Raw genomic sequence first — 14539 nt, forward strand, 5'->3', positions numbered from 1 at the left:
TTGTCCCGTCGCCAAAGGAGCTTGCCATGACCGTCCTCTTCGACGGTGTCGCCTCGGGGATGTTGCTGTTTCTGATCAGCGTCGGTCTGTCGGTCACGCTCGGGCTGATGAATTTCGTCAATCTGGCCCATGGCGCCTTCGCCATGGTCGGCGGCTACCTGTGCGTCTCGCTGCTGAACCGGGTCGGCGTGCCGTTCCTGGCCGCGCTGCCGCTGGCCGCCGTCCTGACCGCCCTGGCCGGGGTGGTGCTGGAACGCACGCTGTACCGCCGGCTGTACACGGCGACCCACCTCGATCAGGTGCTGTTCTCGATCGGTCTGGTCTTCATGTCGATCGCGTCGGCGCAGTTCCTCTTCGGCGCGCAGCAGCAGCCGCTGACCCTGCCGGATTTCCTGCGTGGCCAGATCAGCCTGCCGGGGTTGGACATGGGCGCCTACCGCCTGTTCCTGATCCTGCTCAGCCTGGTCATCGCCTTCGGCCTGCAGCGTCTGGTCGGCGGCACCCGCTTCGGGGCGGAACTGCGAGCGTCGGTCGACAACCCACGGGCGGCGCGGGGCGTCGGCATCAACGTCGAGCGCGTCTTCACCCTGACCTTCGCGCTGGGCACGGCGCTGGCCGGGCTGGGCGGTGCGCTGGGCGTCGAGATGCTCGGCCTCGATCCCAGCTTTCCGGTCAAATACATCGTCTATTTCCTGATCGTCGTCGCGGTCGGCGGCAGCGGCAACATCACCGGATCGCTGGTCGCCTCGCTCATTCTCGGCGTGCTCGACGTCGCCGGAAAATACTACGTCCCGCAGATCGGGGCGTTCGTCATCTACGCCGTGATGGTGGTGATGCTGATCTTCCGCCCGCAAGGGTTGTTCGGGCGCCGCGCGGCGCGCTAGAGGACATGAGCATGAGTCTCGCAACCTTCGATCTTTCCCCGCTCCGGCGCGCCGACCGCTGGCACCCGGCGGAACTGGCCTTCTGGCTGCTGCCGGTCGCCGCCTATCTGGTCTTTCCCGACAATCTGGTCCTGCTGACCCAGATCGCCATCACCGCGCTGTTCTGCCTGTCGCTGGACCTGATCCTCGGCTATGCCGGCATCGTGTCGCTGGGACACGCCGCATTCTTCGGGTTCGGCGCCTACGCGGCCGGGCTGCTGGCCGCCAACGGCATCGGCGATCCGCTGGCCGGCCTGGCGGTCGCCGCGCTGGCCAGCGCGGCGCTCGGCTTCGTCACCAGCTTCCTGGTGCTGCGCGGCTCCGACCTGACCCGGCTGATGGTGACGCTGGGCATCGCGATGATGCTGTACGAGGTCGCCAACAAGCTGACCGACCTCACCGGCGGGGTCGACGGGCTGCAGGGCATCGAGATGACGCCGCTGCTCGGCCGGTTCAGCTTCGACCTCTACGGCAAGACCGCCTACTGGTACGCGGTCGCCGTCCTGTTCCTGCTGTTCTGGGCGGCGCGCAGGCTGGTGCACAGCCCCTTCGGGCTGAGCCTGAAGGGCATCCGCCTGAACGTGGCGCGCATGCCGGCGATCGGGGCGCCGGTCAACGCCCGGCTGTCCGCCATCTACACCATCGGCGCCGCCTATGCCGGGATCGCCGGGGCGCTGCTGGCCCAGACGACGCAGTTCGTCGCCCTCGACGTCCTGTCCTTCAACCGGTCGGCGGAGCTGATGCTGATCCTGGTTCTCGGCGGGTCGGGGTCGCTCTACGGCGCGGTGATCGGGACCATCGTCTTCATGTCGGCCCACCATGTGCTGTCCGACATGAACCCGGAATACTGGCAGTTCTGGCTGGGCGCCCTGCTGGTGCTGGTGGTGCTCTTCGCGCGGGACGGCGTGATGGGCAGCGTGCGGCGGCTGAGCCATGCGGCCGGTGGTCGCCGGAAGGGGGAACGGTGATGGATTACGCGCTGCAAACCCGCAATCTCGCCAAGAATTTCGGCGGCTTCACCGCCACCAACAACGTCAGCCTGAACATCGAGGCCGGCGCGCGCCACGCGCTGATCGGCCCGAACGGCGCCGGCAAGACCACGCTGATCAACCTGCTCACCGGCTTCCTGGAGCCGACGGCGGGCCGCGTCATCCTCCAGGGCGAGGATGTGACGCGGCTGGGACAGCACCAGCGGGTCAAGCGCGGTCTGGCGCGGACCTTCCAGATCAACCGCCTGTTCGCCGACCTGACCGTGCTGGAATCGGTGACCATGGCGGTCAACGAGCGGCTGGGGGTGGGCGCCCGCTTCTGGAAGCCGGTCGGCGCCCATCATCAGGCGGTCGACGAGGCGGTGGCATTGCTGGACAGCCTGCGCCTGCTCGACGTCGCCCACGCGACGACGCGCAGCCTCGCCTACGGCAAGCAGCGGCTGATCGAGATCGCGCTGGCTTTGGCGATGAAGCCCCGCGTCCTGCTGCTGGACGAGCCGGCGGCCGGCGTGCCGACCACCGAAAGCCGCGAGCTGTTCGAGTCCATCGCCGCCCTGCCGCGCGACGTGACCATCCTGCTGATCGAGCATGACATGGATCTGGTGTTCCGCTTCGCCGACCGCATCTCGGTCCTGGTCGGCGGCGCGCTGCTGACCCACGGCACGCCCGAGGTGATCGCCAGCGATCCGAAGGTCCGCGAAGTCTATCTGGGGGAGGCGATCTGTGCCTGAGCTTCTGACGCTGGAGAATGTCTGGGCCGGCTACGGCGACGCGGTCGTGCTGGAGGACATCTCCCTGACGCTGGGGGAGGGCGACAGCCTGTCCCTGCTCGGCCGCAACGGCATGGGCAAGACGACGCTGCTCTCCACCCTGATGGGGGCGGCCCGGCACCGGTCCGGAGCGATGCGCCTCGCCGGCCGCGATCTGGCCCGGGTGCCGGCCCACGCCCGCGCCCATCTCGGGCTCGGCTGGGTGCCGCAGGAGCGCGACATCTTCCCCTCCCTGACCGTGGAGGAGAACCTGACCGTGGTGGCGACCCGCGGCCCCTGGAGCCTGCAGCGGGTCTACGGGATGTTCCCCCGCCTGAACGAGCGGCGCGGCAACATGGGCAACCAGCTGTCGGGCGGCGAGCAGCAGATGCTGGCGATGGGGCGCGCGCTGATGCTGAACCCCAAGATCCTGCTGCTGGACGAACCGATGGAAGGGCTGGCGCCGCTGATCGTGCAGGAGCTGATGACGATCATCCAGCGCCTGACCGAGGACAGCGGCATGGCGATCATCCTGGTCGAACAGCACGCCCGCCAGATCCTGCCGCTGACCCGTCAGGCGCTGGTGCTGGAACGCGGCAAGGCCGTCTATCGCGGCGACAGCGAAACCCTGCTCGACGACCGCGCGCTGCTGGACGGCTGGCTCGGCGTCGTGGCGCACTGATCGACAGGAAGACCGTCATGAAAGCGATCGACATCATCCACGCCGAACACCGCGCGCTGGGCGCCGTGCTCCAGGCGTTCGGCTTCATCCTCGACGAGGTGCGCGACGGCCGGTTGAAGCCCGATTTCGCCCTGCTGGAGGCGATGATCGAATACATCACCGAGGTCCCCGACAAGCTGCATCACCCCAAGGAGGACGACGTCCTGTTCGTCGCCCTGCGGGCGCGCATCCCGCAGGCGGGCGCGCTGATCGACAAGCTCCAGCGCGATCATGCCGAGGGCGCCCAGCACATTCTGGAACTGCGCGACGCGCTGCGCCGCTACCGGGAGGAGGGGGAGGGCGGCTTCCAGGCCTTCGAGACGACGGTCCGCGCCTATGTCGCCACGTCCTGGGCGCATGTCGGGTTGGAGGAGCGCGAACTGCTGCCGCTGGCCCGCAAGGGGCTGAGCCGGGAGGATTGGGCCGGCATCGACGCCGCGTTCGAAGCCAACAAGGATCCATGGTCCGGCCCGGCCGGGGAGTTTCGCTCGCTGTTCTCCCGCATCGTGTCGATGGTTCCCGCACCCTACGGCCTCGGCCCGTCCGCCGGCCCCGCCGGGCTCTGACGCACGACGCGGGGTGGCAGGGACCCGGGAGAGGACCCACGCCGGGGCCGGCGCATCCGCGCCGCGCCGGGGCGAGCCTGGCGCTCTACAGGTCCCGGTCGAGCGGGAAGATCGGGCGGCGTGCGCGCCGGAAGGGCAGCTTGGTCAGGTCGGGCGTGCACAGCGCGCCGCTGTCGGCGACGATGACCTCGCCGGCGATGGGCTCGAACGACGCGCGGAAATGCTGCATCGACTTGACCGTGACCGACCGGCAGCGCTCCGGCGTGATGCCGAACGCGCGGAACTGGCCGAGATCAAGCATCTGCGCGGCGTTTGAAACGACGAGCACGTCGATGCCGCCGATGCGGATGACCGCCGAGGGGCCGAAGCTGCCCTTCAGCCCGGCCATCATCGGTCCCTCCCCGACATAGTCGCCGGCAAACAGGCCGAGCAGCGTGGCCGTGACGTCGAGCGGGCCGCCACCGAAGCGGGGATCGGTCTTGCCGCCGAGCCGGAGCCGGACCGTTTCGCCCGGCTCGCGGCCCGAAAGCTCCGCCACGGCCTCGGGGTCCACCAGCCCGCCGAGGCAGGCATCCTCGACCTCCGCCGCGAGCAGCGCCGCCAGCAGGCGGGTGGAATCGCCATAGGCTCCGCCGCCCGGATTGTCCGCGTAGTCGGCGATGACGAGCGGACCCTGCGTCGCCTGGTAACTCCGTGCCCGTGCCGCGGCGTCTTCGACGGACAGATAGTGGTTCACCACCTCGTTGCGCCGGTTCCAGATGTCGTCGGCGATCTCGCGGATGAAGGCGCGGTGCAGGGCGACATCGCCCTGGCAGGTGACGAGCACCGTCGGCCCGACCTCGGCGATGTCCGCGTTGCCGAATCCACCGTTGACCGACACGGCGAAGACGTCGGGTTCCTGTTCATAGGCGACGGCCCGGGCGAGCCGCCCGACCATCGGTCCCGTGTCGGTGCGTCCGCCGGTCGCCTCCTCCAGCATCGGCCGGTGCTCGCGCAGCGTCACCGGGCGGATCTCGCCCGTCATGGCGCGGGCGAGGATGGAGGCCGCCTGGACTCCGCGCTCGCGCATGTCGACATGCGGGTAGGTCTTGTAGCCGATGACGATCTGCGCGTGGGCAACCATCGCCTCGGTGACGTTGGCGTGTGGGTCCAGCGTGATGCCGATGGGGATGTCCGGCCCGACGATGGCGCGGATGCGCGTGAGCAGTTCGCCCTCGCCATCCTCCCGATGTTCGGCGACCATCGCCCCGTGCAACCCGAGGAGGATGCCGTCGATCCTGCCGCGGTTCCGGGCGACGGCGGCGAGGATGACTCCCGCGATGTGTTCATAGGCCTCCTCGGTGACTGGACCGGCGGGCGTCGCCCCCGTGCTGATGGGGTGGATGACGGTCCAACCGTCGCGGCGGGCGATGTCGAGGAAGCCGCCGAGCGGCGTGTTGGCGGCGCCGCGCTCGGCGAAGGCCACATCGCCTTCGTACCAGTAGCGGTCGCGAAACGCCTTCAGGTCCGTCTTGCGGCAGGAGAAGGTGTTGCTTTCATGCTGGAACTCGGCGGTGAGCACCGTGAAGGGCATCGCGATCTCTCCGGGGATGGGTTCAGTCGAGCGGATGGTGGCAGGCGACCGCATGCCGGCCCGTGGTCAGAAGGACCGGCTTCTCGGCGTAGCAGCGGCCGCTGGCGAACGAACAGCGGGTGGCGAAGGCGCAGCCCGGCGGACGTTCGAACGCGCTGGGGATTTCCCCGGTCAGCCGGGTCACGGCCCGGCGCCGCTCCGGATCGGGCAGGAAGGCGCTTTCCATCAGCGTGCGCGTGTAGGGATGGCGGTGCGGGGCGTCGGTGGACGGCAGGATCTCCACGGCCGCCCCCAGATACATGACGACGATCCGGTCGCAGAAGTAGCGCACCAGCCCGAGGTCGTGGGAGATGAAGAGGTAGGTGAGGCCGAGCCGGCTCTTGAGATCGGCCAGAAGCGCGATGATCTGCGCCTGGATCGACACGTCCAGCGAGGCGGTCGGTTCGTCCAGCACGATGAGGTTGGGTTCCAGGGCGAGCGCCCGGGCAATGCCGACGCGCTGCTTCTGGCCGCCGGAAAGCTGGTGCGGGTAGTGTTCGGCAAGCTGCGGATCGAGCCCGGCCATCTCCAGAAGACGGGCGGCCCTCTCCTTGCCTTCGGCGGGGGTGTGCCGGATGCCGTGCACCTGGAAGGGCTCCATCACCGCGTCGCGGATGGAAAAGCGCGGGTTGATCGAGGAATAGGGGTCTTGGAAGACCATCTGCATGTGGCGCCGCTGCCGGCGCAGCGCCGCCGGCTTCAGCCCGGCAAGGTCGTTGCCTTCAAAATACACGTGGCCGATGCTCGGCTTCAGCAAATGCAGGGCAAGCCGGGCGAGCGTGGACTTGCCGCAGCCGGACTCCCCCACCACGCCGGTGACCTTGCCGCGCGGGATGTCGAGGGTGACGCCATCGACGGCGCGCATGGTCCGCTTTCGACCGAAGAAGCCGTTCTGCGCGCTGAAGTCGCGGCTGACCCCATCGAAGCGCAGGATCGGGGCGGACATCGGATCAGACATGGCCGACCTCCAGCGGATGATGGCAGAAGACGATGCTTCCGCCGACGCCCTGGATCGATCCGGCCGGCACCTCCGTTCGGCAATCCGGTGCGGCGGCGGTGCAGCGCGGATGGTACCGGCAGCCCTTCGGGTAGGCGAAGGCGGTCGGCACCATGCCGGGGATGCCGACCAGGGTCCCTGGCGCCTGCCCCTCCCGCGGGATGCAGCCGATCAGGGCCTTGGTGTAGGGGTGGCGCGGCCGGGCGAAGATGTCGTGGACGGGTCCCGTCTCGGCACCCCGCCCGGCGTAGAGGACGCTGACCCTGTGGCAGGCCTGCGCCACCACGCCCATGTCGTGGGTGATGAGGAGGAGGGCGAGGCCGCGCTCCGCCACGAGATCGCAGAGGATCTGGATGATCTGGGCCTGGATGGTGACGTCGAGCGCGGTGGTCGGCTCGTCGGCGATGATGAGGTCCGGATCGCCGGCCAGCGCCATGGCGATGACGATGCGCTGCTTCATGCCGCCGGAGAGCTGGTGCGGATACTGGCCGTGAATGGCGACGGCCTCGGGGATGCGCAATTGGTGCATGAGGTCGAGACTGCGGGCGCGGGCCGCCGCCGCCGACAGCCCGGCATGGAGGCGCGAGGCCTGGTCGATCTGCGCGCCGACCGTCAGGATCGGATCGAGCGACGTCATGGGGTTCTGGGAAATGAGCGCGATGCGTTGGCCGCGCAGGTCGCGATAGGCGGGCTCCGGCAGGGTGGTGAGGTCGATGCCGTCGAAGCGCACGCGTCCCGCGGTGATCCGTCCGCCGATCAGCGGCAGCAGGCCCATCAGCGTCATCGCCGTCAACGACTTGCCCGACCCCGATTCACCCACCAGCCCCAGCACCTCACCGCGGTCGAGCGAAAAGCTCACCCGGTCGAGGAGCGGCACCATGCCGATGGAGACGGACAGGTCGTCGACCGCAAGAAGGCTCATCTCAGCGCTCCTTCAGCCGGTTGCGGATGGCGAGCGCGTCGATGAGCGCGTCGCCGAACAGGTTGATGGCGATGACCGTCACCGCGATGGCGAGGCCGGGAAAGAGGATGACCCAGGGCGCCAGATAGATCTGGGCGACGCCGGAACTCATCAGCGCCCCCCAGCTCGGCAGCGGCGGTTGCGCGCCGAGGCCGAAGAAGCCGAGCGTCGCCTCCAGGATGATGGCGTCGCCGACCGCCAGCATCCCGGCCACGATGACCGGCGTCAGCGCGTTGGGGATGAGGTGGCGGGCGAGCACATGCATATGCCCGGATCCGATGCTGACCGCCGCCTCGACATAGGTCTCCCGCTTCAGGGCGATGATCTGGCTGCGGGTGAGCCGGGCGAACTGGGCGAGATAGCCGATGGTGATGGCGATGCCCGCGCTCGACAGGCCGGGACCGAGAATGGCGATCAGCACCAGGGCGATGAGGATCTCCGGAAACGACCAGGTCACGTCGGCGACGGCCATCAGCACCCGGTCGACCCAGCCGCCGAGATAGCCGGCGACCGCGCCGAGCACGAGGCCGATCATCACCGACAGGGAGATCGAGGTGACCGCGACGCCCAACGACACGCGGGCGCCGTAGATGATGCGGGAGAGGAGGTCGCGGCCGAATTCGTCGGTGCCGAGGAGATGGGCCGCCGACGGCTCCATCACGGCGCCGGCGAGGTTCTGCGCCGCGTAGGGATAGGGCGCCAGCCACGGCGCGGCGATCGCCGCCGTCACGGCCAGCGCGAGGATCGCGGCCGACGGGGCGCCGCGCGGGCTGGCGATGGCGGAGCGGAGGGCGGTCAGGGCGGCCATGTCAGCGCATCCCGTCGCGGATGCGGGGGTCCATCGCCGCCTGGGCCAGATCGCCGACCAGGGTGCCGAGCATGACGGCGATGCCCAGCATCAGGAGGCAGCCCTGGATGATCGGATAGTCGCGCTGGTTGAGGGCGGAGATGAGGAGCGAGCCGAGGCCGGGCCGGGCGAAGACGTACTCGATGGTCACGGCTCCGCCGACCACCCAGCCGATCTTCAGGCCGAGAATGGTGACGACCGGCAGCAGCGCGTGGCGCAGCACATGGCCCAGATAGATCTGGCGTTTGCTCAGCCCCTTGGCGTGCAGCATGAAGACGAAGTCCTGCCGCGCGGTTTCCAGCATGGCGGCGCGGGTGACGCGGGCGATCAGGGCGACGCCGCCCAGCCCGACGGTGAGCACGGGCAGCACCAGCGCGTCGGCGCTGCGGGCCCCGGACACCGGAAACCAGCCGAGTTCCACCGCGAAGACCAGGATCATGAGGAGGCCGAGCCAGAAGTTGGGAACGGTGGCCCCCATCAGGATGATGGTCATGACCGAGCGGTCGAACCAACTGTCCCGGAAGAAGGTGGCGAGGGCGCCGATCGCGATGCCGACGCTGGCCGAGAAGGCGAGCGCCAGACCGCCGAGCGCCAGGCTGTGCGGCAGGTTGGCGAGGATGAGGCTGACGACCGGCTGCTTGAGGATGATGGCGTCGCCGAGATCGCCGTGGAAGACCCGGTCCAGCCACACGCCGTACTGCACGACGAGCGGCCGGTCCAGACCGAATTTCGCGGTCAGTTCGGCCCGCCGTTCGGGCGACGAGCCGATCTGCAGCATGTTGTCGATGGGGTCGCCCGGCACCAGATGGACGATGGCGAAGACCACCGCCGACATGACGAGGAAGACCGGGATGAGGAGCAGGAGGCGCCTGATGAAATAGCCGAACATCCGGGTTGATCCTTGCGGCGTCTACTTGGTCACTTCGGCGTCCAGAATGGTCTGGCTGGTCAGGCGGGTGCCCCGCACCACCTCCGGCAGCTTAAGTTTCCGGGTGGAATAGGCGAAGATGTTGGCCGGCTCGTAGATCGGGGCGAAGGCGTATTGCGACAGAATGTATTCGTGATACGCCTTGAAATTCGCGACGCGCTCGTCCCAGGTCCTGGCCTTGGTCATGGCGAGGTCGTTCAGCTCCTCCGCCTTCGGGTCGTTCAGCATCGACACGTTCGGGTAGCCGAGGCGCTTGCCCGAGAAGAACCAGTCGATGATGTCGGCGTTCGTCCAGGAGTAGGAGCGCACCGCCAACTGGTGCTCGGTCTTCTTCTTGTACTGGGCGTTGATCGAGGAGGGATCGAAGACGGTGATGTCCGCCTGGATGCCGACGTCCTTCAACTGGGCCTGAACGGCTTCGGTGATGCGCTTGAACTCGGTGCCGTTGGAGGTCCACAGCTTCACCTGCAGCTTCTGGCCGTTCTTCACCCGGACGCCGTCCGGTCCGACCGTCCATCCCGCCTCGTCGAGGAGCTTCTTTGAGCGATCAGGGTCGTAGGCGATCGCGACCTTCGGGTCGATCCTGGATTCCTGCAGGGACGAAATCAGGAAGCTGTTCGCCGGGGCGCCGACGCCGCCGTAGAGCGTCTGCCAGATGGCCTTCTGGTTGACGGCGTAGGCCGCCGCCGCCCGCACCTTGATGTCGGTGAAGGGCTCCACGGTGACGTTGATCGGCATGTAGACGATCTCGGTGCCGGGAATCATCATCACCTTGATCGACTTCTCCGCCTTGAGGCGGGGCAGGAAGTCGGTCGGCACCGTGTAGAGCAGGTCCACGCCGCCGGTCTGGAGTTCGAGGAAGGCGGTGGAATCCTCGGCGATCTCGCGCACGGTGATCGTCTTGATCTTGGCCGGACCGCGGTTGACCGACAGGTCCGATCCCCAGGTGTACGCGTCGTTGCGCACCAGAACGGTGCTCTGGCCGACGGTGAAGGACTGCATCTTGTAGGGGCCGGTGCCGACGGCCGCGGTCACGCCGAACTTGTCGCCGAGTTCGTCATAGGCCTTGGGGGCGGGGATGCCCATGAAGGAGGAGGCGAGGTTGAACAGCAGATTGGGGTCCGGCGCCTTCATCAGGAAGCGCACCGTCAGGTCGTCGACCACCTCCACCTTGTCGATGTTGGCGACCATGTAGGCGTTTTCGGTTCCAGCGAACTTGGGGATCCACCATTCGATGGTCTTGGCGTTGAAGGGCTCGCCGTCGTGGAACGTCACGCCCGGCTTCAGTTTGAAGGTCCACTGCATGCCGTCGGGCGTCTGCTCCCACGAGGTCGCCAGCGCGCCGTGGAAGCTCTGGTCGGTGTCCTGCAGGAGGAGCCGGTCGAAGATCAGCGAATTGGCGCTGTTGAGCCGGGTGCCGGTGATGGGGTTGTAGGAGGGGGCGCCGACTTCGCGCGCCGTGACGGCGAAGGTGGCCTCCTGTGCAAGAAGCGCCGAACAGGAGCAGGCAAGCGCGGAAACGGTGAGCAATGCTAGTCTCGTAAGCGTCTGCATGGAGCTTTCCCCCAATCGATGTGCCGTGTGGTTTCTCCGGTGGATCACGTTTCGGGCCCGTCGGCATCGCCCACATGGCCGGTAAAGCGGGCGTAGAGCTGGGAAACCCTGGTCATGCGGGCTTCCACGTCGGGCCCGATCTCGATGGAAATCGCGTTCATCATCAGGTTGATGAGGCTTGCCATCTGGGCGGTGGAATCCCAGAAGAGGTTGAACTCGGTCGGCACCACGAACATGTCGGTCGCCAGCGCCGCCCCCCAATCGCAGAACGCGTCGGTGACGAGGGTGACCGGGATGTCCCGCTCGCGCGCCGCACGGGCCAGCAGCTTGGCAAGCCGCGAATAGCGCCGGGCCTCGAATAGGACCAGCGCGCTGCCGGTCGTGTCGGTCTCCAGCAGCTCGGCGAAGTGACCGCCGTCGAGGTCCAGCAGTTGCACGCCGTCGCGCAGGTATTGCAGCTGATGGGTGAACATGTGCGCCATGCCGCGCTCGGTCTGGAAGCCGGCGGCGAAGACCCGCCGCGCCGTGGCCAACCGCTTGACCACCGGTCGCCACTGGTCCGATTGGGCCAGTTCATAGACCGCCACGAGCCCGGCCATCTCGAGCTGGAGCGATTGCCCCAGGGCGTCTTCCCCGGCGAGCGAGCGCGCCTGGAACGCCTTCAGCCGGTCGGAGATCAACCAGGGCCGGTCGCCGATGTCCTGTTTCAGCTGGCTTTTCAGGTCCTTGAAGCTGGCGTAGCCGAGCGAGCGGCAGAAGCGGCCGACCGTCGGCTCGCTCACCCCCACCTTGGCGGCCAGCGTCGCGGCCGTCTCGAAGGGAACGCTGCCGGTGCGGGCCAGCATGTAGCTCGCCAAGGCCCGGTCGGCTTTCGATCCGGTCGTCAGGCAGGCGCGCAGCCTGTCCCGTATGGTTCCTTCCATCCGCGGGCCTCCTTTCGGACTGAGGCTGATAGTTTTCTTTCATAACGTCAAACGATTTTTATTTACTTGCAAATGACCGGCGATGCGGTGATCTAGTCAGGCAGAGAGACCGCGCCGTCCGCCGCTATCCTCCGGTGGAACGCGGCCGGTGGAACGCGGATGGATGGACGTCAACCCGGGTGGGACGGCATGGCGACGTATGATTTTGCGGTGATCGGTGCGGGCATCTCCGGCGCGTCGGTGGCCTTCGAGCTTCAAAGCCAGGCGCGCGTGGTTCTGATCGAAGCCGAGAGCCAGCCGGGATACCATTCGACGGGCCGGTCGGCGGCGCTCTACACGCCGAACTTCGGCCCGGCCATCGTCCGGCGCATCAACGCCGCCGGTCGCGCGTTCTTCGAAGCGCCGCCGGAGGGCTTTGCCGAGGCACCGCTGCTGTCGCCGCGGGGGGCGCTCACGCTGTTCAAACCGGGCGACGAGGCGGAGCTTGCCGCCTTTCTGACCAACGGGACCGCGCGCGATCCCATCCACCCGATTCCGGTCGCCGAGGCGCTGCGCCTCGCCCCCCTGGTCCGCCCCGAGATGGTCGCCGCCGCCGCCTTCGAACCGGGCGTGACCGACATGGACGTGGCGGCGATCCACCAGGGTTTCCTGCGCGGTTTTCGGCATCGCGGCGGTGACATCCGGCGCGCCCAGCCCGTCACCGCGCTGACGCGCGACGGCCTGGGCTGGCGGGTGACGGCCGGCGGCGAGGAAATCGCGGTGGCGACGGTGGTGAACGCCGCCGGGGCCTGGGGCGACGCCGTCGCCGCCATGGCCGGCGCCCGCCCGGTCGGCCTCGTGCCCAAGCGCCGCACCGCGCTGGTCATCGATGGCCCCGAGGGCCTCGATCTTCACGGGATGCCGCTGGTCGAATTCGCGGGCGATGCGCCCTACCTCAAGCCCGACGGCGGCCGGGTCATGGCCTCGCTCGCCGACGAAACCCCGGTCGAGCCACAGGACATCCAGCCCGACGACCTGGACGTCGCCACACTCGTCGAGTGGCTGGAGACCCACACCTGGACCGTCGTTCGCAAGGCGCCGCGCACATGGGCGGGACTCCGCAGCTTCGTCGCCGACGCCACTCCGGTCGTCGGCTTCGATCCCGAGCTGACGGGATTCTTCTGGCTGATCGGGCAGGGCGGCTACGGCATCATGATGGCGCCGACGCTCGCCCGCATCGCCGCGGCGCTGGCCACCGGCGGGAACGTCCCTGCCGATGCCGCGGCGGCGGGCGTCGATGCCGCCGACCTATCACCCGCCCGGTGCCGGCGCTGACCGGCCGGCGGCCGCGGCGTCATTCGTCCGGCTGCGACGGGATGCCGTGCTTGCGCAGTTTGGCATAGAGGTTGGTGCGTGACAGGCCGAGGCTCCGGGCGGCCTCGAGCTTGTTGCCCCGGCTATCCTCCAGCGCGTCGAGGATGAGCGACCGTTCCAGCTCGTCCATGGCCGCGGCCAGCGAGCGTTTCCGGTCCGGCGGGGCGGGGCGGTGGATCGCGGCACCCGGAAGGATGTCGGCGAAGTCCTCGGCCATGATCCGCTCCCCTTCGGTGCGCACATAGACCTGCTCGATGACGTTGGCCAGTTCCCGAACATTGCCGGGCCAACCATACTGCCGCAGCGTATCGAGCGCCGCCGGCGCCAGCTCGCGCATCGGCTGGTCGAGGCTGAGGGCGATCTTTTCCGAAAAGAGGGAGGCGAGGATTTCCAGGTCGTCCTTGCGGTCACGCAACGCCGGCAGCTGGATCGGAAAGACATTGAGACGGTAATAGAGGTCCGACCGGAAGGCCCCGCTCCGCACCATGTCGGCCAGCGGCCGGCTGGTCGCCGCGATGATGCGGACGTCGACCTTGATGACCTGATTGGACCCGAGTGGCTCGACCTCGCGTTCCTGCAACGCGCGCAGCAGCTTGGCCTGCAGCGGCAGCGGCATGTCGCCGATCTCGTCGAGAAACAGCGTCCCACCATGGGCGAGCTGGAATTTTCCGGGCCGCGGGTGGCGCCCAGCGCCGGTGTACGCCCCCGGCGCGACGCCGAAGAACTCCGCCTCCAGAAGATTTTCGGGAATGGCGGCGGTGTTGACGGCGACGAAGGGGCGATGGATCCGGTCCGAGGACGCATGGATCGACTGCGCCACCAGCTCCTTGCCGGTCCCGGTTTCACCCAGCAGCAGGACCGCCGACCGGATCTGGCCCGCCCGGCGCACCAGCCGCTTCACCTGGAGCATGGCCGGGCTGAAGCCGATCAGGTTCTCGACCGTGTAGTGCGACGCCCGGCTGGCCGCCAACTCCTGCTCCACGCGGGTCAGGCGCGATTGCAGCGTGTTGAAGCGGTCGGCGATGGGCCGAAGATAGGTCAGGCTGTTCTTCAGGGCGAAGGCGAGGGCGCCGATGACCTCGCCCCGCTCATCGCGCAGGGGCAGGCGGCTGACCAGCAGCGTGTGTTCGCCATAGCGCATGATGTCGAGCGGCAGCGACCGGCCGGTTTCCACCACCTCGCGCATCCGGCTGTGCGGGATGACCCGCTCCACCGGCAGACCGATCACGTCGGCGGTCGATCGCAACCCGAGTTGCGCCATCAGCTTGTCGCTGAACCAGACATGCTTGTCGTTGGACCAGACGATCCGCGCGTCCTGGTCGACCAGGATGGCGCCGTCGATCATCTCGTCGATCATCACCATCAGCGCGCGCGCCGCAGCGAAGTGTCCGGCTCGTTCCGTCGGCATGCCACACC

General features: G+C 68.3%; 14 protein-coding genes. 6 read left to right on the forward strand and 8 right to left on the reverse strand.

Annotation, left to right across the window (positions count from 1 at the left end):
- The first annotated feature begins 26 nt into the window (after nucleotides 1-26).
- Genes TSO352_RS24345 through TSO352_RS24365 form a run of 5 tightly spaced genes read left to right on the forward strand, consistent with a single transcriptional unit; the run spans nucleotide 27 to nucleotide 3948 of the window.
- Nucleotides 27-884, forward strand: coding sequence for a branched-chain amino acid ABC transporter permease (locus TSO352_RS24345; protein WP_109109734.1), 858 nt, complete (start codon nucleotides 27-29; stop codon nucleotides 882-884).
- An 11-nt stretch (nucleotides 885-895) separates the two neighbouring features.
- Entirely contained in the window at nucleotides 896-1891 is a 996-nt protein-coding gene (locus TSO352_RS24350) for a branched-chain amino acid ABC transporter permease (RefSeq protein WP_199231706.1), read from the forward strand.
- Nucleotides 1891-2643: an ABC transporter ATP-binding protein gene (locus TSO352_RS24355; protein ID WP_109109736.1), complete on the forward strand. Its 753-nt coding sequence runs from the start codon at nucleotides 1891-1893 to the stop codon at nucleotides 2641-2643. The genes TSO352_RS24350 and TSO352_RS24355 overlap by 1 nt, the downstream gene beginning before the upstream one ends.
- Nucleotides 2636-3343 carry an ABC transporter ATP-binding protein gene (locus TSO352_RS24360; RefSeq protein ID WP_109109737.1) on the forward strand — a complete coding sequence of 236 codons (708 nt, stop codon included), beginning with the start codon at nucleotides 2636-2638 and terminating at the stop codon, nucleotides 3341-3343. Before TSO352_RS24355 ends, TSO352_RS24360 begins: the two co-directional genes overlap by 8 nt.
- A gap of 17 nt (nucleotides 3344-3360) precedes the next feature.
- Entirely contained in the window at nucleotides 3361-3948 is a 588-nt protein-coding gene (locus TSO352_RS24365) for a hemerythrin domain-containing protein (protein ID WP_109109738.1), read from the forward strand.
- Between the two features lie 85 nt (nucleotides 3949-4033).
- Here the strand turns inward: TSO352_RS24365 and TSO352_RS24370 are convergent, their stop codons facing one another.
- From TSO352_RS24370 to TSO352_RS24400, 7 genes are all read right to left on the reverse strand, one after another.
- Nucleotides 4034-5521: a M81 family metallopeptidase gene (locus tag TSO352_RS24370; RefSeq protein WP_109109739.1), complete on the reverse strand. Its 1488-nt coding sequence runs from the start codon at nucleotides 5519-5521 to the stop codon at nucleotides 4034-4036.
- 22 nt (nucleotides 5522-5543) lie between these two features.
- A complete protein-coding gene (locus tag TSO352_RS24375; protein WP_199231707.1) occupies nucleotides 5544-6518 on the reverse strand; it encodes an oligopeptide/dipeptide ABC transporter ATP-binding protein in 975 nt (324 codons plus the stop codon).
- A complete protein-coding gene (locus tag TSO352_RS24380) occupies nucleotides 6511-7479 on the reverse strand; it encodes an ABC transporter ATP-binding protein (protein ID WP_109109741.1) in 969 nt (322 codons plus the stop codon). Before TSO352_RS24380 ends, TSO352_RS24375 begins: the two co-directional genes overlap by 8 nt.
- A 1-nt stretch (nucleotide 7480) precedes the next feature.
- Nucleotides 7481-8326 (reverse strand): ABC transporter permease, encoded by an 846-nt coding sequence (locus TSO352_RS24385; RefSeq protein ID WP_109109742.1) that lies wholly within the window; start codon nucleotides 8324-8326, stop codon nucleotides 7481-7483.
- 1 nt (nucleotide 8327) lies between these two features.
- Nucleotides 8328-9254, reverse strand: a complete 927-nt coding sequence (locus tag TSO352_RS24390) for an ABC transporter permease (protein WP_109109743.1) — start codon at nucleotides 9252-9254, stop codon at nucleotides 8328-8330.
- Nucleotides 9255-9275: 21 nt separating this feature from the next.
- Complete coding sequence (locus tag TSO352_RS24395; protein ID WP_199231708.1) at nucleotides 9276-10823, reverse strand: ABC transporter substrate-binding protein; 1548 nt, start codon at nucleotides 10821-10823, stop codon at nucleotides 9276-9278.
- Between the two features lie 68 nt (nucleotides 10824-10891).
- Entirely contained in the window at nucleotides 10892-11770 is an 879-nt protein-coding gene (locus TSO352_RS24400) for a MurR/RpiR family transcriptional regulator (RefSeq protein ID WP_109109745.1), read from the reverse strand.
- Nucleotides 11771-11959: 189 nt separating this feature from the next.
- Here TSO352_RS24400 and TSO352_RS24405 point away from each other — a divergent pair, with 189 nt between their 5' ends.
- Nucleotides 11960-13084 (forward strand): FAD-binding oxidoreductase, encoded by a 1125-nt coding sequence (locus TSO352_RS24405; protein WP_109109746.1) that lies wholly within the window; start codon nucleotides 11960-11962, stop codon nucleotides 13082-13084.
- Between the two features lie 19 nt (nucleotides 13085-13103).
- Here TSO352_RS24405 and TSO352_RS24410 read toward each other — a convergent pair whose 3' ends face one another.
- Entirely contained in the window at nucleotides 13104-14531 is a 1428-nt protein-coding gene (locus tag TSO352_RS24410) for a sigma 54-interacting transcriptional regulator (RefSeq protein ID WP_199231709.1), read from the reverse strand.
- Between the last annotated feature and the right edge of the window lie 8 nt (nucleotides 14532-14539).

This window comes from Azospirillum sp. TSO35-2 (assembly GCF_003116095.1).
Classification (GTDB): domain Bacteria; phylum Pseudomonadota; class Alphaproteobacteria; order Azospirillales; family Azospirillaceae; genus Azospirillum.

Excerpts from the sequence above, each read along its gene's own strand:
- TSO352_RS24370 (WP_109109739.1), bottom strand. The coding sequence starts at position 5,521 with ATGCCCTTCACGGTGCTCACCGCCGAGTTCCAGCATGAAAGCAACACC.
- TSO352_RS24410 (WP_199231709.1), bottom strand. The coding sequence starts at position 14,531 with ATGCCGACGGAACGAGCCGGACACTTCGCTGCGGCGCGCGCGCTGATG.
- TSO352_RS24380 (WP_109109741.1), bottom strand. The coding sequence starts at position 7,479 with ATGAGCCTTCTTGCGGTCGACGACCTGTCCGTCTCCATCGGCATGGTG.
- TSO352_RS24385 (WP_109109742.1), bottom strand. The coding sequence starts at position 8,326 with ATGGCCGCCCTGACCGCCCTCCGCTCCGCCATCGCCAGCCCGCGCGGC.
- TSO352_RS24375 (WP_199231707.1), bottom strand. The coding sequence starts at position 6,518 with ATGTCTGATCCGATGTCCGCCCCGATCCTGCGCTTCGATGGGGTCAGC.
- TSO352_RS24350 (WP_199231706.1), top strand. The coding sequence starts at position 896 with ATGAGTCTCGCAACCTTCGATCTTTCCCCGCTCCGGCGCGCCGACCGC.
- TSO352_RS24400 (WP_109109745.1), bottom strand. The coding sequence starts at position 11,770 with ATGGAAGGAACCATACGGGACAGGCTGCGCGCCTGCCTGACGACCGGA.
- TSO352_RS24390 (WP_109109743.1), bottom strand. The coding sequence starts at position 9,254 with ATGTTCGGCTATTTCATCAGGCGCCTCCTGCTCCTCATCCCGGTCTTC.
- TSO352_RS24355 (WP_109109736.1), top strand. The coding sequence starts at position 1,891 with ATGGATTACGCGCTGCAAACCCGCAATCTCGCCAAGAATTTCGGCGGC.
- TSO352_RS24365 (WP_109109738.1), top strand. The coding sequence starts at position 3,361 with ATGAAAGCGATCGACATCATCCACGCCGAACACCGCGCGCTGGGCGCC.
- TSO352_RS24405 (WP_109109746.1), top strand. The coding sequence starts at position 11,960 with ATGGCGACGTATGATTTTGCGGTGATCGGTGCGGGCATCTCCGGCGCG.
- TSO352_RS24345 (WP_109109734.1), top strand. The coding sequence starts at position 27 with ATGACCGTCCTCTTCGACGGTGTCGCCTCGGGGATGTTGCTGTTTCTG.